Below are 17,213 nucleotides of genomic sequence, written 5' to 3' on the forward strand. Positions count from 1 at the left end.
GTGGCCGCGTGCGGCAAGTGGGTCTTCGGTTAGTTGCGGGTTTTCAAGGGCCTTGAGCAGGCGGTCGGGGTTCTTGGTGCGCAGGTCATCGGCCTGATCACCGGCCAATACGGCGGTGTCGTCCAGCAACTTTTCGGTGTCACTGACCAGGGTTTGGAAATCCGCCATCAGTATTTCTTGAGCAGTCTTTGCAGTTCTTCTGGCCATGGTTATCTCCGTGATTGGCTGATCTGTACATATTTTAGTTAGGTTAGTTTTCGAGTCACCGGTATCGGTGAAGGTTCACTGCAATTGTCTGGTACAGCTTTTGCTTTGCCTTGGTGCGCCTGCCCTGGGGCCTGCGCTGAATCCGGGCGGTCAGGGCGAATGCCTTTAAAAACCTTACCCTAAATAACTGAAACTCGCGGAAAAACCCTGTCGGCAACGGCCTGTTGTGTTGATCGCTGCGCTAAAGCGGTTCACGCCTTCTGAAGAGGGGCGGGGCCGGTGGTGCCAAATTAGTGCGCGAACCCCTGGCTTGAACCGCTTTGGTGCTTTTTGCCTTATTTGCAGGCCTGCCAACCTCCATGGAAAATTTGCAAAGTGCAGTGGACACCCTCGTCCACAGCTCCAACACCCTGTTCATCTTGATCGGTGCGGTCATGGTCCTGGCCATGCACGCCGGCTTCGCGTTCCTGGAAGTCGGCACTGTGCGCCAGAAAAACCAAGTGAATGCCTTGTCGAAGATCCTCAGCGACTTTGTCATCTCCACCCTGGCCTATTTCTTTATAGGCTACTGGATCGCCTACGGCGTGAGCTTCATGCAACCGGCCGCGGTGCTCAGTGCCGATCATGGCTACGGCCTGGTGAAGTTCTTTTTCCTGCTGACGTTTGCGGCGGCCATTCCGGCGATCATTTCCGGGGGCATTGCCGAACGGGCAAAGTTTGCCCCGCAACTGTGCGCCACCGCGCTGATCGTGGCGTTTATCTATCCGTTTTTTGAAGGCATCGTCTGGAACGGCAACTTCGGCCTGCAAGCCTGGCTACTCGCGACCTTTGGCGCCAGTTTCCATGACTTTGCCGGTTCCGTGGTGGTGCACGCCATGGGCGGCTGGCTGGCGCTGGCGGCCGTGTTGCTGCTGGGGCCGCGTAACGGGCGATACCGCGAAGGGCGGCTGGTGGCCTTCGCACCGTCAAGCATTCCGTTTTTGGCGCTGGGCTCGTGGATCCTGATTGTCGGCTGGTTCGGCTTTAACGTGATGAGTGCACAAACGCTCAACGGCGTCAGTGGGCTGGTGGCGGTCAACTCGCTGATGGCGATGGTCGGCGGCACGGTCGCCGCGTTGGTGATCGGCCGCAATGACCCGGGTTTTTTGCATAACGGCCCGCTCGCCGGGCTGGTGGCGATTTGCGCCGGTTCCGACCTGATGCACCCCGTGGGCGCGCTGGTCACCGGTGCGGTCGCCGGCGGTCTGTTTGTGGGGTGCTTCATCGCGGCCCAGGCTCGCTGGAAGATCGACGACGTGCTGGGTGTGTGGCCGTTGCACGGCCTGTGCGGCGTATGGGGCGGCATCGCATGCGGCATCTTTGGCCAAACCGCCCTCGGCGGCCTGGGTGGCGTAAGCCTGATCAGCCAGTTGATCGGCACCGCCTTTGGCGTGGTGGTAGCGCTGCTCGGCGGACTGCTGGTGTATGGCGTAATTAAGCGCGTGCACGGGCTGCGCCTGAGCCAGGAGCAGGAGTACTACGGCGCGGACCTGTCGATCCACAAGATTGGCTCGGTCAGTCAGGATTAATCGGTGCCTCTCTTTCGGGGTAGAAGCCGTGCAGCAGCCGATAGCGGTTATGCCGAACCTCGTCCACCCGTGCCTGCACCTGTTGCTCCGCCAGGCCCAGCAGGATCAAGGCGTGGGAGGCGAGCATCAAGCTCGACTCCAGCAGCTCAGGCACCACCTCGCTGGCGCCTGCCGCTTTCAGCTCAGCCAGTTGGCTGTCATCGCGGGTGCGCACCAGGATCGGCACGTGCGGGTTAATGCTGCGTGCTTCCTTCAACACCGCCAGCGCCACATCCGAGTTGTCCACCGCGATCACGACCAACCGAGCACGTTCCAGGCCGACCGCACTGAGCAGGGCGCCACGGCGGCAGTCGCCATAATGCACGCTGCTGTCTTCGGTGGCGGCTTCTTTCACACGCTCGGGGTCGTCGTCCAAGGCGATAAACGCCTGTTGTTCCTGGCGTATAAATCGACCGATGGACTGCCCGACCCGGCCGTACCCGCAAATCACGGTGTGGCCGCGTAACTCGGCATTGAGTGCGGTGATTTCTTCCAACTGCACCTGCTGATTGGGCTTGCGGTGCAGGCGCAGGGCAAGCGTGGGGGCCGCGCGCAGTAACAGCGGGGTCAGCAGCATCGAGCAGAAAGTGGCGGCAAGCAGCAACCCATTAAATTCATCCGGGATCAGCCGGCTCTGTTGCATCTGCGCCATCAGCGCAAAACAGAACTCGCCCCCTTGCGCCAAGGCCAGGCCGCTGCGCCATGCGGTCTCACTGTCACTGCCGCGCAACTTGACCAGGGCCGCCACGACGCAGCCTTTGATCAGCATCAGTGCGAGGGTCAGGCCGAGGATCAACAGGCTGTGGTTGATGAATAACTGCAGGTCGATAAGCATGCCGATGCTGACGAAAAACAGCCCCAGCAGAATGTCGCGAAACGGCCGGATATCCGCCTCGATCTGATGTCGGTAGTGGCTTTCCCCCAACAGCATGCCGGCCAGAAAAGCGCCGAGCGCAGGGGAAAGGCCCAGCAAATGCGTGAGCCAGGCGGTGAGCAAGACGATCACCAGCGCCAACAGCACAAACAGCTCCGCCGAATGGGACGCGGCGACTTCATGGAACAGGCGGGGCAGTAACCAGCGGCTGGCCAATAGCAGGCCGACGAACAACAACACGGTTTTGCCCAGGGTCAGCGGCAACGCCCAATACCAGGCTTGCTCGCTGCTACCGGCAAACACCGGCACCAAGGTCAGCAGTAACACCGCCACCACGTCCTGGAACAGCAACACGCCAATCGCGTTCTGGCCATGGCTGCTGAAGATTTCCCCGAGGCTGGTCAATTCCTTACTGACGATGGCGGTGGAGGACAGGGCCAAGCCCGCGCCGAGCAACAGCGCGACGCCAGGTGCCAGGCCGAAGCCCATCAGCACGCCGCCCAACAACACCCCGCAACCGAGTACCTGCAAACTGCCCAGGCCAAACACTACGCTGCGCAGCGCGAGCATTTTGGTCAGGGAAAATTCCAACCCGAGGGAAAACAGCAGGAACACCACCCCCAGTTCGGCGAGGTCGGGCAGGTCTTCGCTGTCATTCACCCAGTCCAGTGCGGTGGGCCCCACAGCCAGGCCCACGCACAGGTAGCCCAGCACGGGCGGTAATTGCAGCCGGCGAAACAGCGCAATCACCACCAGGGATGAGGCCAGAATGATCAGCAGGTTGGCGAACACGAGCAGCTTCCTTGCAGGTTGAACGGACAAAAAGGTGTGAGAATCGCTGAATCAGTTAGAGGTCATGCTGATCTGTGTCAGGGGGTGTGTGGGTTAAGTGGGCTTGTGGTGGCAAGCGGGGCAAGCCCGCTCGCCACAGGTATTCGCTGGGCATAGAATAAAGTCCTACTTTCTGATCAGGCCCATTCGCCATGCTTCCTGAATGCCAGTTATTCGGCACCCTGGGTTGCCATCTTTGTGAGATCGCCGAAGTCGAAGTCATGCCACTCGTCGAACATGGGTTGATGGTAGAACTGGTGGATATCACCGACCCCGATGATCTGACCGAAGCCTACGGCCTGCGGATTCCGGTGCTTCGCCGGGTGGATACCGGGGCAGAACTGGACTGGCCATTCGACACTGGACAGATTGTTGCCTTCCTTTCTTAAGTTTTCTCCGGTGGTGGGTTTCCAAATATTACGTTACTGTATGCTTGTACAGTGATGGAATAGAGGGAACGCCCGTGGTGAATGTTGAACAACTGAAAAGCAGCGTCAATCGCATGTCCGCCGACGTCGTGCGCGACGCGGTGAACGAGCTGCGCCTCGATGGCCTGGTCACGGAAGGCAAGACGCCATTTAACAAAGTGCATTTCAACACCTGCTTTGCCGAGATCGAGGCGTTGTTCCAGCGCGCCGGTTATCACAAGCAGCTGGATGTGGTGGGTTATCAGGGCTTGCTGTACGCGCTTTACGATCCCGGCCGCTGGGAAGCGGTGGACGTGCTGCGTTGGCTCAAGGAATTCACCGACGCCGCCAGCGCCTCGCCGGTCCTGCGCGCGCAATTGGCCAAGGCCTGAGATCCGCCCTAGGCTCCATCGCGCTCCATGCGGGATAATGCCCGCCTGATTCTCCAGGCTTCGAGCATTGTCATGTCATCTTCCGGTTTTTGCGCATCCCAGCATCAAGCCAGCACGTTGTATTTGCCACCTGGCCCTTGGGCGACGGTGCTGGAGTGCCTGTGCGAGCACTTCCCGGCGATCAGCCGTGAACAGTGGCTGGATCGCATCGCCCGCAGCCGGGTGCTCGATATTAACGGCACGCCGATCAACCTGAACCTGGCCTACAAGGAAGGTCTGTGCATCTACTACTTCCGCGAAGTGCCGAATGAAAAGGTGATCCCGGTTCAGGAAACCATCCTGTACGCTGACGAGCATCTGGTGGTAGCCGATAAACCGCACTTCCTGCCGGTGACCCCAGCCGGTGAATACGTCGAGCAGACCCTGCTGCGCCGTTTGATCCGTCGCCTGGATAACCCTTCTTTGGTGCCCTTGCACCGTATCGACCGGCACACCGCAGGGCTGGTGCTGTTCTCCGCCAACCCGCACAGCCGTTCGGCGTATCAACAGCTGTTCCCTACGCGTCGCATCGACAAATTCTACGAAGCCATCGCCCCAGCCTTGCCGAACCTGACCTTCCCCCTCGTGCACAAAAGCCGCTTGGTGGATGGCGAACCGTTCTTTCGTATGCAGGAAGGGCCGGGTGCCAGCAACACCGAAACGGCTGTGGAGGTGCGCGAACAAAATGGCGACTTGTGGCGCTATGGCCTGTTTCCCGTGACCGGCAAGAAGCACCAGTTGCGTGTGCACATGACCGCGCTGGGCGCGAGTATCTGCAATGACCCGTTCTACCCCGACGTGATCAGGGAGGCCGAGGACGACTACGCCAACCCGCTTAAGCTGCTGGCCCAGGGCGTGCGCTTTATCGACCCGGTCACGGGCGAACAACGCGATTTTCGCAGCCGCATCACCCTCGACTGGTAAACCCCGGAAACGACAAGGCCCGCACGCGGCGGGCCTTGTTGGTAACGCTAAGGCTTACAGGTCTTTAACGGTACGAACCTGATCCTTGTTGATACGGGTCTGTTTACCGTCCAGTTGCTCGAACTCATAGAAGCCCGAAGCCTTGTCGTATGTAGGGGTGTCGACGGCCTGGATTTCGCGACCGTCATTCAGGGTGATCACTGTAGGCGAAGCGCAACCGGCGAGAGTAGCGAGGCCCAGTGCAAGCATGAGAGCGGCGATGGTCCGTTGAGTCATGAGTGTGTCTCCGAGAGAATTCTTTTAAATTGCTGACCGTGTGACGCGCGCGGCGTCGACAAAGTTCCTTATGCGAGGTTCATTCTGACACGCCGAACCCTGGGTGCAACAGCTGCGGCGTATTCAGGTTGGCCAGGCGCGGGTCTTCGGGCGGGCATTGCAGGCCCATCCCACCGAGTTGCAGCAGGATCTTGCGCGGGCTGCGTTCACCGGCGTCCCAGGCCCGTTCTACCTCGGTTTTCAGGTGCGTGGGGATGATACAGATCAAGGGTTCCCAGAATTCACCCTGGCGCACCATCACCGGCAGCCGCGGATTGCGGTGCGCAGTCTCACGCAGGTCGGTGAGCAGTCTCACGTCGATGTTCGGCACGTCGCACGGCAGTATCAGCAAATGCGCATGACGCGCGGCGGCCAATCCGGCGCGGATGCCGGCCAGTGGGCCGGGGAAGTCCGGGCTGTCGTCACTCACCAACTGGTCGGCGTAGGGTGCGTACAGGTCATGGTTGCGGTTACACGAGATGATCAAGTCATCCGTCAGCGGTCGGGTCAGGCACTGCAAATGCGCAATCAGTGGCTGGCCGCGCCAAGGCAGCAGGCCTTTGTCTTGGCCGCCCATGCGGTGGCCACGGCCACCGGCCAGCAGCAATATCGAACAGGGCAGGGGCGAAAAATCGAGGGGCATGGCGGTTCCGCTGCGGCAGGTAAATAGGGCCCTGTGATATAACATCGGGCTGTTCCTTCGACAACCGGACCGAGCCATGAACGCCAAGGCTGATGCGCCCTTTGTACCCCTGAATATTGCTGTACTGACCGTCAGCGACACCCGCACCCTGGACACTGATACCTCGGGCCAGGTCTTCGTCGACCGCCTGACCGCTGCCGGCCACACCCTGGCCGAGCGCGTGCTGCTCAAGGACGACCTTTACAAAATTCGCGCCCAGGTCGCCCACTGGATCGCCGAAGACGTGGTGCAAGTGGTGCTGATCACCGGCGGCACCGGCTTCACCGGCCGCGACAGCACGCCCGAAGCGGTGAGCTGCCTGCTGGACAAACAGGTTGATGGCTTTGGCGAACTGTTCCGCCAGATTTCCGTGGCCGACATCGGCACCTCCACCGTGCAATCACGCGCCCTGGCCGGGCTGGCCAATGGCACGCTGGTGTGCTGCCTGCCGGGCTCGACTAACGCAGTGCGCACCGGCTGGGATGGCATCCTCGCCGAGCAACTGGATAACCGCCACCGCCCGTGTAACTTCGTCCCTCACTTAAAGCAGGCCGAACCCTGCGTATCCCGTGGATAAGCCTGGCAGGAGCGGCACATTGATGCCGGTGGAAGACGCGCTGCGCCAACTGCTGGACATGGCCGAAGCGGTGCCTATCCGTGAGCAGGAAGTGCTGCCTCTGGGTGAGTGCGATGGCCGTGTGCTGGCGCAAGACCTGATCTCCACGCTCGACCTGCCGCCCTGGCCGAACAGCGCCATGGACGGTTACGCGCTGCGCCTCTCGGACTGGACCGGCGAGCCCTTGCCGGTCAGCCAGCGCATCTTCGCCGGCCAAGCGCCGCAGCCGTTGGCCGCCGGCAGCTGTGCGCGAATCTTTACCGGCGCGCCGGTGCCCGAAGGCGCGGACTGTGTCGAAATGCAGGAAAACGCCAGGGTTCACACCGACGAACGCGTGAGCTTTACCGAGCCCTTGAAAGTTGGCCAGAACATCCGCCCGCAAGGCCAGGAAACTACGGTCGGCGAGGAGGTGTTGACCGCCGGCACCCGCCTGAGCCCGATTGAACTGGGCCTGGCCGCGTCGCTTGGCCGCGATCGCTTGAGCGTCGTACGCCGCGTGCGCGTGGCCGTGCTGTCCACGGGTGACGAACTGATCGAACCCGGCTTGCCACTGGGCCCGGGGCAGATCTACAACAGCAACCGCCGTGTGCTGTGCAGTTGGCTTGCACGCATGGGCTGCGAAGTGATCGATGCCGGGATTTTGCCGGACGACCTGGAAAAGACCCGCAAACGCCTGGCGGACTTGGGCAACGTCGACCTGATCCTTTCGACTGGCGGTGTCTCGGTGGGCGAGGCGGATTTCCTCGGCATCGCCCTGCGTGAAGAGGGCGAGTTGGCCCTGTGGAAGCTGGCGATCAAACCGGGTAAACCGCTGACCTTCGGCCATTTTCGGGGTGTGCCGGTGATCGGCTTGCCCGGCAACCCGGCCTCGACGCTGGTGACGTTTGCGCTGCTGGCCCGCCCGTATCTGCTGCGTCGCCAAGGTGTGCACGACGTGGAGCCGCTGCGTTTCGAAGTGCCGGTGGGGTTCGTCTGGCCCAAACCGGGCAACCGCCGCGAGTACCTGCGCGGGCGGATCGAGCAGGGCAGGGCGATCATCTACCGCAACCAGAGTTCCGGCGTGCTGCGCAGTGCAGCGTGGGCGGAAGGGTTTGTGGAGGTGCTGGAAGGCACGACGCTGGAGATCGGGGATCGGGTCAATTTCATTCCGCTCAGTGAAGTCCTGAACTGACAGTAGAGATCTAAATGTGGGAGCGCTTGCTGTGGCGAGCCCGCTCGCCACAAGGGGGACGAGGTCGAGCCGTTAGTAATCGTCCCCACGCTCGGTCACATCCCGTTCCACCGGCCCCGCATCCGGGTCATACCCGATCGGGAACTTGCCCTTGAGTGTCCACGCAAAGGCAATAATTTGCGCCACTGTGCGGTACAACTCCTCCGGGATACTGTCCCCCAGTTCCATACGTGCCAGCAGCTTAACCAGCTCGGCATTTTCATAGATCGGCACTTCATTTTCCCGCGCCAGCTTCAGGATGGCTTCAGCCAGGGCATCGTCGCCCTTGGCCGTCAGGGTCGGCGCTTGCTGGCCATCGTACTTGAGCGCAATCGCCTGGCGCGGTGGCGTTGGGTTTTTCATGCGGTTTCATCCACCCAGCGTTGTTCCAGGCCGGTTCTTGGCCCGCGCGGTGGGGTGCCGAGGTGGCAATCCAGGTCGCCGACGTTGAGGCCCGAAGTCACCAGACGTTCACGCAAGCTGCCCAGATGGCTTTCGATCAAACTGGCAGTAAACGGCCGAGTCGCCCATAGCTGGCTGGACAGTTTGCCCTGTGTCAGTTGCGCCTGAACCTGCAGTGGCCCCAGCGGCTCCATGTCGAACGCCAGCTCGACGCGCCAGAGCATCTGCTTGGGGTCTTTCTTGTCTTTGCGCTCGGGCTGATCTTTATCCGGGGCCGGTTCTTCGCGTTGGAACTTGACCTGCAACGGCACGATGTCCTGCAGGGTGCGCATGGGGATTTCCAGCTGCCAGGTGGTTTGCAGACGGCCATCGGCGGTGGTGCCGGTCTGTTCCAGGCTCGACAGCTGGTGGCTCTGCAGGCGCGAAATCGCCCCGGCGGCCAGGCGCAGCAGGTTTTGCAGGTCACCTTCGCCTTCCAATTTCGCCATCAGCCGCTCCGGCAGCGGGAAACCGGCGGGTATCTGCTTGGCGCTCACCTGGCCGAGCGTGTTCAGCGGGCTGCGCACAAAGTTGGGTAACACCTGGGCCAGTGTATTGGCGGCCAGGATCGCATTCAGATTAGTGCTGGCGGGCAGCGCCGGCAGCAGGTCGGCGACCAGGCGCAACAGCGCGCCCTTCATGTCCAGTGGCGGGATTTGCGGGTTTTGCCCGGCAAGTAATTTAGCTTCTAAAAAGGCACCGCTGTTCTGTATCACTTGCGCCAACACCTTGGGGTTGCTGACTTGGGCGAGGTCGGGCAAGGCCGCGAGTAAACGCTCGGCAGCCGCGCGCAGGTCGGCTGAGGTGCTGTCGCCACGGGGCAGGTTTTGCAGGGCCGTGAAGACCGCATCCAGCGAGCCCTGGCGGCTTTGCTGAGTCGATAGCTGTTGTGTGACGGCCAACTGATCCTTGAGCCCGCTCAACGGCACGAAGTTCAAGGTCTGCGCGTTCTGCACTACGGCGCTGAGCAAGCTGGCGACCCGCAGCGGCTGCGGGCTTTCCAACGTCAGCGTGGCACCGGCGAGGGCGTTATTGAGCACGGTAACCAGCGAGCGGTAGATGGCCGGTTGCGTGGTGCCCTGCGGCAGCATTTGGGTGGTCAGCACCTTGGCTTGCAACAGCGTGCCCACCGGGATTTGCGTGGTATCGATGCGGGTGAGGGCGGCCACATTGGCGCTCAAGGCTTGCTGCAAGGTGATGGTCAGGTTACCGGCCGGGGTCTGGCTCACTGCCACGTTACTGCCTAACGGCAAAGGCTGGGCGCTGCTGGCTTGTACCAGGGTCTGGCGGCCGCCTTCGAGGGTCAACTTCAGCAACAGCTGAAAGGCATCGCCGCCTTGTTTAAGCGCGATCACCTCAGCGTTGGCGGTTTTTCCTGGGTCGATCAGTCCGGTCTGCGGTTCCAGCAGTTTCAGCAACTCACCGCTCGGCGGCAGCGGGGTAGGCGCGGGCGCGGGCGCGGGCACCGGGGCTGGAGGCAGCGTAGGAAGGTTGATCTCACCGGTCATCGTGCGCGTCGTCTCTGGGGAAATTGCCCTCTTTAGAGTAGGGCATCACATGTATAATGCCGCCCGTCTGCAAAGAGAGCGGTAAAAACCTCACAACTATTTGATCCAGCTCTCTAAAATCGGTCGCCAAAGCCGTTATTGTGCATCTCTCTATAACGGCCGCTGCACCGCCGACTTGAACCGTAAAGGCCCGCGATCTCTTGACCAGCCCTCTTCTTGAAGCCGTAGCGCTTGCCTGTGAACGCGACCTGCGACTGCTGTTCGAACACCTCGAACTGCGTCTGACGGGCGGCGACATGGTGCAAATCAGCGGCCCGAACGGCAGCGGCAAGACCAGTTTGCTGCGCCTGCTGGCCGGTTTGATGCAGCCGACGGCCGGTGAGGTGCGACTGAGCGGCAAGCCGCTCAACGAACAACGCACGGAGTTGGCCCGCAACCTTGTCTGGATCGGCCACGCCGCCGGTATCAAGGACGTGCTCACGCCGGAAGAAAACCTCAGTTGGCTCAGCGCCCTGCATCAACCGGCTTCCCGCGACGCCATCTGGCAAGCCCTGGCGGCTGTCGGCCTCAAGGGTTTCGAAGACGTGCCGTGCCACACGCTGTCCGCCGGCCAACAGCGCCGCGTGGCCCTGGCGCGTTTGTACTTGCCCGGCCCGCCTTTGTGGATTCTCGACGAACCCTTCACCGCCCTCGACAAACAAGGTGTCGCCCAACTCGAAGAGCACCTTGCCCGGCACTGCGAGCAGGGCGGTTTGGTTGTGCTCACGACTCACCACACCCTGACGCGCATGCCTGCCGGTTACCGCGACCTGGACTTGGGCCGGTGGTCGGTATGAGTGTGTTCGCCCTGTTGGTCGCCCGTGAAGCGCGCTTGTTGTGCCGTCGCCCGGCTGAATTGGCCAATCCGCTGGTGTTCTTCGCCATTGTCATTGCGCTGTTCCCGCTGGCGGTCGGTCCCGAGACTAAACTGTTGCAAACCTTGTCCCCTGGGCTGGTGTGGGTGGCCGCGCTTTTATCCGTCCTGCTCTCGCTGGACGGGCTGTTTCGCAGTGATTTTGAAGACGGTTCCCTGGAGCAGTGGGTCCTTTCGTCGCACCCTTTGCCACTTCTGGTACTGGCCAAGGTACTGGCACACTGGGCTTTTTCCGGCTTGGCGCTAGTCTTGCTCTCACCGCTGCTGGCGATGATGCTGGGCTTGCCCGTCGAATGCCTGCCAGTATTGCTGTTGTCCTTGTTGCTCGGTACGCCGGTGCTCAGCATGTTGGGGGCGGTGGGCGCAGCGTTGACCGTCGGTTTGAAGCGGGGCGGCCTGTTGCTGGCCCTGCTGATTCTGCCTTTGTATATCCCGGTGTTGATCCTGGGCAGCGGCGCTATGCAGGCCGCACTCATGGGCATGCCGGCGACCGGTTACCTGCTGTGGCTTGGCAGCCTGACCGCCCTGGCGGTAACCCTGACACCCTTTGCTATAGCGGCTGGCCTGAAGATCAGCGTCGGCGAATAATGAGGTCTGGTTAAGGGGTAACCCTGGCCAGTAAAGACCCTGAGAGCTTCTTGCCAAGACAAGAGGCCACCGTGATGGAAACAGCAATGAACTGGACCTGGTTTCACAAGCTCGGCTCGCCCAAATGGTTTTACGGCATCAGCGGCAAGCTGCTGCCGTGGTTGAGCGTCGCCGCCGCGTTGCTGATCGGCATCGGCCTGGTCTGGGGGCTGGCCTTCGCGCCGCCGGACTACCAGCAAGGCAACAGCTTTCGCATCATCTATATCCACGTGCCTGCGGCGATGCTGGCGCAGTCCTGCTACGTGATGCTGGCCGTGTGCGGCGTGGTCGGGCTGGTGTGGAAGATGAAGCTGGCCGACGTGGCCCTGCAATGCGCCGCGCCCATCGGCGCGTGGATGACCGCCGTGGCGCTGGTCACCGGCGCGATCTGGGGCAAACCGACCTGGGGCTCGTGGTGGGTGTGGGATGCACGCCTCACGTCGATGCTGATCCTGCTGTTCCTGTACTTCGGCCTGATCGCCCTGGGCAATGCCATCAGCAACCGCGACAGCGCCGCCAAAGCCTGCGCGGTACTGGCCATCGTCGGTGTGATCAATATCCCCATCATCAAGTACTCGGTGGAGTGGTGGAACACCCTGCACCAGGGCGCCACCTTCACCCTCACCGAAAAGCCGGCCATGCCCGTGGAAATGTGGGCGCCGCTGCTGCTGATGGTGCTGGGTTTCTACTGTTTCTTCGGCGCCGTGCTGCTGATGCGCATGCGCCTGGAAGTGCTCAAGCGTGAAGCCCGCGCCAGTTGGGTCAAGGCCCAAGTGCAAACCTGCCTGGGAGCGCGTGGATGAGTTTTGCTTCTTTCAGTGATTTTCTCGCCATGGGCCATCATGGCCTGTATGTCTGGACGGCCTATGGCATCTGCCTGGCAGTGCTGGCCCTCAACGTCGCCGCGCCGATCCTGGCCCGCAAGCGTTACCTGCAACAAGAGGCGCGTCGTTTGCGCCGGGAGACCGAAAAGTGAATCCGCTGCGTAGAAAGCGTCTGTTGATCATCCTGGCCATCCTGGCAGGTGTGAGTATTGCCGTGGGCCTGGCGATGAGCGCCCTGCGGGAGAACATCAACCTGTTCTACACCCCGACTCAGATCGCCAATGGCGAAGCGCCCGTCGACACACGCATCCGCGCCGGTGGCATGGTGGAGAAGGGCTCGCTCAAGCGCTCCGGTGATTCGCTGGATGTGACCTTCGTGGTCACCGACTTCAACAAGGCCGTGACCATCACCTATCGCGGCATCCTCCCGGACCTGTTCCGCGAAGGCCAGGGCATCGTTGCCCTGGGCAAGCTCAACGCCGACGGCGTCGTGGTCGCCGATGAAGTGCTGGCCAAGCACGATGAGAAATACATGCCGCCGGAAGTCACCAAGGCCTTGAAAGACAGCGGCCAATCCGCCCCGAGCGCAACTTCACAACCTGCCAAGGAGGGCTAAGCCATGACGTCCGCACTGTTTATTCCGGAGTTGGGCCAGTTGGCGATGATCCTCGCCCTGTGCTTTGCCGTCGTCCAGGCCGTGGTGCCGTTGCTTGGCGCCTGGCGCGGCGACCGCCTGTGGATGAGCCTGGCGCAGCCGGCCGCCTGGGGCCAGTTTGCGTTCCTGCTGTTCGCGTTTGGTTGCCTGACCTACGCTTTCATGACCGACGATTTTTCCGTCGCCTATGTCGCCAACAACTCCAACAGCGCCTTGCCGTGGTACTACAAGTTCAGCGCCGTGTGGGGCGCTCACGAGGGCTCTTTGCTGCTATGGGCGTTGATCCTCGGCGGCTGGACCTTCGCGGTCTCAGTGTTCTCGCGCCAACTGCCGCAAGTCATGCTGGCGCGGGTGCTGGCGGTGATGGGCATGATCAGCATCGGTTTCCTGTTGTTCCTGATCATGACCTCCAACCCGTTCAGCCGCATGCTGCCGCAGATCCCGGTGGACGGGCATGATCTGAACCCGCTGCTGCAGGACATCGGCCTGATCGTGCACCCGCCGATGCTCTACATGGGGTACGTCGGTTTCTCGGTGGCCTTCGCCTTCGCCATCGCCGCCTTGCTCGGCGGGCGCCTCGATGCGGCCTGGGCGCGCTGGTCGCGGCCGTGGACCATCGTCGCCTGGGCCTTTCTCGGTATCGGCATCACCTTGGGCTCGTGGTGGGCCTATTACGAACTCGGCTGGGGCGGCTGGTGGTTCTGGGACCCGGTGGAAAACGCCTCGTTCATGCCCTGGCTGGTGGGCACCGCGCTGATTCACTCGCTGGCGGTCACCGAAAAACGCGGGGTGTTCAAAAGCTGGACGGTATTGCTGGCCATCGCCGCATTTTCCCTCAGCCTGCTCGGCACCTTCCTCGTGCGTTCGGGTGTGTTGACCTCGGTGCATGCGTTCGCTTCCGACCCTGAGCGTGGCGTGTTCATCCTGATCTTCCTGTTGTTTGTGGTCGGCGGCTCACTCACCCTGTTCGCCCTGCGCGCGCCAGTGGTCAAGAGCCACGTCGGCTTTAACCTGTGGTCGCGGGAAACCCTGCTGCTGGGCAATAACCTGGTGCTGGTGGTGGCCGCGTCGATGATCCTGCTCGGCACCTTGTACCCGCTGGTGCTGGATGCGTTGAGCGGCGCCAAGCTGTCCGTCGGCCCGCCGTACTTCAACGCGTTGTTTATCCCGTTGATGGGGCTGTTGATGGTGGTGATGGCGGTCGGCATGCTGGTGCGCTGGAAAGACACCCCGGTGAAATGGCTGGTGGGCATGTTGATGCCGGTGCTGCTCGGCAGTGTGGCCCTGGCAGTGATCGCCGGCGTTGCCTACGGCGACTTCAATTGGGCGGTGCTCGCCACCTTCCTGCTCGCCGCCTGGGTATTGCTGGCCGGCGTGCGCGATATCGCCGACAAGACCCGCCACAAAGGCCTGATCAAAGGCCTGCCAACCTTGACCCGCAGCTACTGGGGCATGCAGATCGCCCACATCGGCATCGCCGTGTGCGCCTTGGGCGTGGTGCTCTCCAGCCAGAACAGCGCCGAGCGCGACCTGCGCCTGGCGCCGGGCGAGTCCATGGACCTGGCCGGTTACCACTTCATTTTTGAAGGTGCCAAGCACTTCCAAGGGCCGAACTTCACCTCAGACAAAGGCACCGTTCGTGTCGTGCGCAAGGGGAAAGAAGTGGCCGTGCTGCACCCGGAAAAACGCCTGTACACCGTGCAAAACTCAATGATGACCGAGGCTGGCATCGACGCCGGTTTCACCCGCGACCTCTATGTGGCGCTGGGTGAACCGCTGGGCGACGGCGCCTGGGCCGTGCGCGTGCATGTGAAACCGTTTGTGCGCTGGATCTGGTTCGGCGGCCTGCTTACAGGGTTGGGTGGTTTGCTGGCCGCGCTGGACCGGCGTTATCGGGTCAAGGTCAAGAGCCGGGTGCGTGAAGCCCTCGGCCTTTCAGGAGCGGCGGCATGAAGCGTTGGTTGATGGTGTTGCCGCTGGCGGCCTTTCTGGTGGTGGCGGTGTTTTTGTATCGCGGTTTGTACCTGGACCCGGCCGAGCTGCCTTCGGCGATGATCGGCAAGCCGTTCCCGACGTTCAGCCTGAAGACGGTGCAGGGTGACAAGACTCTGACCCAGGCCGACCTGCTGGGCAAACCGGCGCTGGTCAACGTGTGGGCGACCTGGTGCATTTCATGCCGCGTCGAACACCCGGTGCTGAACAAACTCGCCGAGAAGGGCGTGGTGATCTACGGCATCAACTACAAGGACGATAATGCAGCGGCCTTGAAGTGGCTGGCGCAATTCCATAACCCGTATCAGCTGGATATCCGCGATGAAGACGGCAACCTCGGTTTGAACCTTGGCGTGTACGGTGCCCCGGAAACTTTCTTTATCGATGCCAAGGGCGTGATCCGCGACAAATACGTGGGCGTGATCGACGAAGTGGTGTGGCGCGAGCAACTGGCCGCCAAGTACCAGGCGCTGGTCGATGAGGCCAAGCCATGAAGCGTCTGTTAGCCGCTGCTGTTCTCGCACTGGGATTGGTCGGTGTGGCCCACGCCGCCATCGACACCTACGAGTTCGCCAAGGACGGTGACCGCGAGCGTTTTCGCGAACTGACCAAGGAACTGCGCTGCCCCAAGTGCCAGAACCAGGACATCGCCGACTCCAACGCGCCCATCGCCGCCGACTTGCGCAAAGAGATCTTCCGCATGTTGGGGGAGGGCAAGGACAACCAGCAGATCATCGACTTCATGGTCGACCGCTACGGCGATTTTGTGCGCTACAAACCGGCCCTCACCGGCAAGACCGCGCTGCTCTGGTTCGGCCCTGCCGGGCTGTTGTTAGCCGGTGTGGTGGTCATGGCCGTGATCGTCCGCCGTCGCCGCGCCGCACCCACCGATGGGTCCGACGCACTATCCCCCGAAGAGCGTAAGCGCCTCGACCAATTGCTGGACACCAAGACTGATGATTGATTTTTGGCTCGCAGCAGGGTTGCTGCTCCTGATTGCCCTGAGTTTCCTGTTAATCCCTGTACTGCGCGGCCGCCGCGCCCAGCGTGAAGAGGATCGCACCGCGCTGAACGTGGCGCTCTACCAGGAACGCGTGGCCGAGTTGCAAGTGCAGCAAGATGAAGGCGTGCTCAATGCCGCGCAACTTGACACCGGCCGCGCCGAAGCGGCCCGCGAATTGTTGGCCGACACCGAAGGTGTGGAAAAACCTCGCGAATCGCGCTTGGGTAAGCCGTTGCCTTTCTTGGCGGCTTTTCTCGTGCCGATTTTGGGCGTTGCGCTGTACCTGCATTACGGGTCCAGCGACAAGGTCGAACTGACCCGCGAATTCTCTCAGCCGCCGGTGTCCATGCAAGACATGACCCAGCGTCTGGAACGCGCCGCAGCGGCCCAGCCGGATTCGCCAGAAGGCCTGTACTTCCTTGGCCGCGCCTACATGGCCCAGGACCGCTCGGCCGATGCAGCCAACGTCTTCGAACGCACCGTGGCCCTGGCTGGCCGCCAGCCGGAACTGCTCGGCCAATGGGCTCAGGCGCAGTACTTTGCCGACAACAAGCAGTGGTCGCCCAAGGTACAGGCGCTGACCGATGAAGCCTTGAAGCTGGACCCGAAGGAAGTCACCAGCCTTGGCCTGCTGGGTATTGCCGCCTTTGAAGGCCAGCGCTATCAGGAGGCTATCGACTACTGGAACCGCCTGCTGGCGCAATTGCCAGCGCAAGATAACTCCCGTGTCGCGCTGCAAGGCGGGATTGATCGCGCAGCGGAAAAACTCAAGGAGAGCGGTGGCACTGTCGCTCAAGCGCCTAAGACTGTTCTGAAAGTACGTGTAGACCTGTCCGCCGAGGTGAAGGCCAAAGCCCTGCCAACCGACAGCGTCTTCATCTTTGCCCGCGCGGTCTCCGGCCCACCGGCGCCTTTGGCGGCCAAGCGCGTCACTGTCGCGCAGTTGCCGGTTACCGTTGAGCTGGGCGATGCGGACGCGATGATGCCGCAGTTGAAACTGTCGAACTTCCCAGAAGTCCAACTGGTTGCGCGCATATCCCGGGCCGGTCAACCGACCACTGGCGAGTGGATCGGCCGCAGCCAACCCTTGGCCAGCACTACCACTGCCTTGCAGAAGCTGACCATCGACAGTCCGGACAAGTAACT

Annotated in this window: 21 protein-coding genes; 15 read left to right on the forward strand and 6 right to left on the reverse strand. The window is 61.9% G+C overall.

The genetic code is table 11. The features are described 5' to 3' along the window. Positions 1-207, reverse strand: a 207-nt coding sequence (locus tag E0F99_RS12190; protein WP_130908782.1) for a DUF883 domain-containing protein, incomplete at its 3' end; no start/stop codon positions are given. 359 nt (positions 208-566) lie between these two features. On the opposite strand from E0F99_RS12190, the gene E0F99_RS12200 reads away from it, so the two are divergent. Then, positions 567-1,775 carry an ammonium transporter gene (locus tag E0F99_RS12200; protein ID WP_083359416.1) on the forward strand — a complete coding sequence of 403 codons (1,209 nt, stop codon included), beginning with the start codon at positions 567-569 and terminating at the stop codon, positions 1,773-1,775. Here E0F99_RS12200 and E0F99_RS12205 read toward each other — a convergent pair. Further along, positions 1,762-3,480 carry a cation:proton antiporter gene (locus E0F99_RS12205; protein ID WP_083359415.1) on the reverse strand — a complete coding sequence of 573 codons (1,719 nt, stop codon included), beginning with the start codon at positions 3,478-3,480 and terminating at the stop codon, positions 1,762-1,764. The two genes, E0F99_RS12200 and E0F99_RS12205, sit on opposite strands and share 14 nt — an antisense overlap. 191 nt (positions 3,481-3,671) lie before the next feature. Here E0F99_RS12205 and E0F99_RS12210 point away from each other — a divergent pair, with 191 nt between their 5' ends. From E0F99_RS12210 to E0F99_RS12220, 3 genes are all read left to right on the forward strand, one after another. Then, complete coding sequence (locus E0F99_RS12210) at positions 3,672-3,908, forward strand: glutaredoxin family protein (protein ID WP_083359414.1); 237 nt, start codon at positions 3,672-3,674, stop codon at positions 3,906-3,908. A 74-nt stretch (positions 3,909-3,982) separates the two neighbouring features. Further along, positions 3,983-4,318, forward strand: a complete 336-nt coding sequence (locus tag E0F99_RS12215) for a transcriptional regulator (RefSeq protein WP_083359413.1) — start codon at positions 3,983-3,985, stop codon at positions 4,316-4,318. Between the two features lie 72 nt (positions 4,319-4,390). Further along, positions 4,391-5,281 carry a pseudouridine synthase gene (locus E0F99_RS12220; RefSeq protein WP_083360476.1) on the forward strand — a complete coding sequence of 297 codons (891 nt, stop codon included), beginning with the start codon at positions 4,391-4,393 and terminating at the stop codon, positions 5,279-5,281. Between the two features lie 54 nt (positions 5,282-5,335). Here E0F99_RS12220 and E0F99_RS12225 read toward each other — a convergent pair whose 3' ends face one another. Together E0F99_RS12225 and mobA are read right to left on the reverse strand one after the other, a co-directional pair. Further along, positions 5,336-5,557, reverse strand: a complete 222-nt coding sequence (locus E0F99_RS12225; RefSeq protein WP_083359412.1) for a YgdI/YgdR family lipoprotein — start codon at positions 5,555-5,557, stop codon at positions 5,336-5,338. Between the two features lie 79 nt (positions 5,558-5,636). Continuing rightward, positions 5,637-6,239 (reverse strand): molybdenum cofactor guanylyltransferase MobA, encoded by a 603-nt coding sequence (mobA, locus tag E0F99_RS12230; RefSeq protein WP_083359411.1) that lies wholly within the window; start codon positions 6,237-6,239, stop codon positions 5,637-5,639. 76 nt (positions 6,240-6,315) lie between these two features. On the opposite strand from mobA, the gene moaB reads away from it, so the two are divergent. Both moaB and E0F99_RS12240 read left to right on the forward strand, forming a co-directional pair. Continuing rightward, positions 6,316-6,855 carry a molybdenum cofactor biosynthesis protein B gene (gene moaB / locus E0F99_RS12235; RefSeq protein ID WP_083359410.1) on the forward strand — a complete coding sequence of 180 codons (540 nt, stop codon included), beginning with the start codon at positions 6,316-6,318 and terminating at the stop codon, positions 6,853-6,855. Between the two features lie 22 nt (positions 6,856-6,877). After that, the gene (locus E0F99_RS12240; RefSeq protein WP_083359409.1) at positions 6,878-8,065 is read left to right on the forward strand and encodes a molybdopterin molybdotransferase MoeA; all 1,188 of its coding nucleotides are present in this window, start codon (positions 6,878-6,880) and stop codon (positions 8,063-8,065) included. Between the two features lie 72 nt (positions 8,066-8,137). Here the strand turns inward: E0F99_RS12240 and E0F99_RS12245 are convergent, their stop codons facing one another. Together E0F99_RS12245 and fliK are read right to left on the reverse strand one after the other, a co-directional pair. Continuing rightward, a complete protein-coding gene (locus E0F99_RS12245; RefSeq protein WP_083359408.1) occupies positions 8,138-8,467 on the reverse strand; it encodes an EscU/YscU/HrcU family type III secretion system export apparatus switch protein in 330 nt (109 codons plus the stop codon). Further along, positions 8,464-10,053: a flagellar hook-length control protein FliK gene (gene fliK / locus E0F99_RS12250; protein ID WP_083359407.1), complete on the reverse strand. Its 1,590-nt coding sequence runs from the start codon at positions 10,051-10,053 to the stop codon at positions 8,464-8,466. Before fliK ends, E0F99_RS12245 begins: the two co-directional genes overlap by 4 nt. Before the next feature lie 200 nt (positions 10,054-10,253). Here fliK and ccmA point away from each other — a divergent pair, with 200 nt between their 5' ends. The 9 genes from ccmA (at position 10,254) to ccmI (ending at position 17,211) form a co-directional block, all read left to right on the forward strand. Next, positions 10,254-10,889, forward strand: a complete 636-nt coding sequence (gene ccmA, locus E0F99_RS12255; protein ID WP_083359406.1) for a cytochrome c biogenesis heme-transporting ATPase CcmA — start codon at positions 10,254-10,256, stop codon at positions 10,887-10,889. Next, a complete protein-coding gene (ccmB, locus tag E0F99_RS12260) occupies positions 10,886-11,554 on the forward strand; it encodes a heme exporter protein CcmB (protein ID WP_083359405.1) in 669 nt (222 codons plus the stop codon). Before ccmA ends, ccmB begins: the two co-directional genes overlap by 4 nt. Before the next feature lie 86 nt (positions 11,555-11,640). Continuing rightward, complete coding sequence (locus tag E0F99_RS12265; RefSeq protein ID WP_083359404.1) at positions 11,641-12,396, forward strand: heme ABC transporter permease; 756 nt, start codon at positions 11,641-11,643, stop codon at positions 12,394-12,396. Beyond that, a complete protein-coding gene (gene ccmD / locus E0F99_RS12270) occupies positions 12,393-12,569 on the forward strand; it encodes a heme exporter protein CcmD (RefSeq protein ID WP_003172771.1) in 177 nt (58 codons plus the stop codon). The genes E0F99_RS12265 and ccmD overlap by 4 nt, the downstream gene beginning before the upstream one ends. Beyond that, complete coding sequence (gene ccmE, locus E0F99_RS12275) at positions 12,566-13,033, forward strand: cytochrome c maturation protein CcmE (RefSeq protein WP_083359403.1); 468 nt, start codon at positions 12,566-12,568, stop codon at positions 13,031-13,033. The genes ccmD and ccmE overlap by 4 nt, the downstream gene beginning before the upstream one ends. Before the next feature lie 3 nt (positions 13,034-13,036). Then, the gene (locus tag E0F99_RS12280; RefSeq protein WP_083359402.1) at positions 13,037-15,025 is read left to right on the forward strand and encodes a heme lyase CcmF/NrfE family subunit; all 1,989 of its coding nucleotides are present in this window, start codon (positions 13,037-13,039) and stop codon (positions 15,023-15,025) included. Further along, positions 15,022-15,558, forward strand: a complete 537-nt coding sequence (locus E0F99_RS12285; RefSeq protein ID WP_083359401.1) for a DsbE family thiol:disulfide interchange protein — start codon at positions 15,022-15,024, stop codon at positions 15,556-15,558. Before E0F99_RS12280 ends, E0F99_RS12285 begins: the two co-directional genes overlap by 4 nt. Next, positions 15,555-16,028, forward strand: a complete 474-nt coding sequence (locus E0F99_RS12290; RefSeq protein ID WP_012723038.1) for a cytochrome c-type biogenesis protein — start codon at positions 15,555-15,557, stop codon at positions 16,026-16,028. The genes E0F99_RS12285 and E0F99_RS12290 overlap by 4 nt, the downstream gene beginning before the upstream one ends. After that, complete coding sequence (gene ccmI, locus E0F99_RS12295) at positions 16,021-17,211, forward strand: c-type cytochrome biogenesis protein CcmI (protein ID WP_083359400.1); 1,191 nt, start codon at positions 16,021-16,023, stop codon at positions 17,209-17,211. Before E0F99_RS12290 ends, ccmI begins: the two co-directional genes overlap by 8 nt. Positions 17,212-17,213 lie beyond the last annotated feature (2 nt).

It is taken from the genome of Pseudomonas antarctica, assembly GCF_900624995.1.
GTDB lineage: Bacteria > Pseudomonadota > Gammaproteobacteria > Pseudomonadales > Pseudomonadaceae > Aquipseudomonas > Aquipseudomonas antarctica.

What these genes read in the sequence shown, in the direction of transcription:
- E0F99_RS12200 (WP_083359416.1), top strand. Translation starts at nt 567, where the DNA reads ATGGAAAATTTGCAAAGTGCAGTGGACACCCTCGTCCACAGCTCCAAC.
- E0F99_RS12210 (WP_083359414.1), top strand. Translation starts at nt 3,672, where the DNA reads ATGCTTCCTGAATGCCAGTTATTCGGCACCCTGGGTTGCCATCTTTGT.
- E0F99_RS12220 (WP_083360476.1), top strand. Translation starts at nt 4,391, where the DNA reads ATGTCATCTTCCGGTTTTTGCGCATCCCAGCATCAAGCCAGCACGTTG.
- E0F99_RS12225 (WP_083359412.1), bottom strand. Translation starts at nt 5,557, where the DNA reads ATGACTCAACGGACCATCGCCGCTCTCATGCTTGCACTGGGCCTCGCT.
- mobA (WP_083359411.1), bottom strand. Translation starts at nt 6,239, where the DNA reads ATGCCCCTCGATTTTTCGCCCCTGCCCTGTTCGATATTGCTGCTGGCC.
- moaB (WP_083359410.1), top strand. Translation starts at nt 6,316, where the DNA reads ATGAACGCCAAGGCTGATGCGCCCTTTGTACCCCTGAATATTGCTGTA.
- E0F99_RS12240 (WP_083359409.1), top strand. Translation starts at nt 6,878, where the DNA reads ATGCCGGTGGAAGACGCGCTGCGCCAACTGCTGGACATGGCCGAAGCG.
- E0F99_RS12245 (WP_083359408.1), bottom strand. Translation starts at nt 8,467, where the DNA reads ATGAAAAACCCAACGCCACCGCGCCAGGCGATTGCGCTCAAGTACGAT.
- fliK (WP_083359407.1), bottom strand. Translation starts at nt 10,053, where the DNA reads ATGACCGGTGAGATCAACCTTCCTACGCTGCCTCCAGCCCCGGTGCCC.
- ccmB (WP_083359405.1), top strand. Translation starts at nt 10,886, where the DNA reads ATGAGTGTGTTCGCCCTGTTGGTCGCCCGTGAAGCGCGCTTGTTGTGC.
- E0F99_RS12265 (WP_083359404.1), top strand. Translation starts at nt 11,641, where the DNA reads ATGAACTGGACCTGGTTTCACAAGCTCGGCTCGCCCAAATGGTTTTAC.
- ccmD (WP_003172771.1), top strand. Translation starts at nt 12,393, where the DNA reads ATGAGTTTTGCTTCTTTCAGTGATTTTCTCGCCATGGGCCATCATGGC.
- E0F99_RS12280 (WP_083359402.1), top strand. Translation starts at nt 13,037, where the DNA reads ATGACGTCCGCACTGTTTATTCCGGAGTTGGGCCAGTTGGCGATGATC.
- E0F99_RS12285 (WP_083359401.1), top strand. Translation starts at nt 15,022, where the DNA reads ATGAAGCGTTGGTTGATGGTGTTGCCGCTGGCGGCCTTTCTGGTGGTG.
- E0F99_RS12290 (WP_012723038.1), top strand. Translation starts at nt 15,555, where the DNA reads ATGAAGCGTCTGTTAGCCGCTGCTGTTCTCGCACTGGGATTGGTCGGT.
- ccmI (WP_083359400.1), top strand. Translation starts at nt 16,021, where the DNA reads ATGATTGATTTTTGGCTCGCAGCAGGGTTGCTGCTCCTGATTGCCCTG.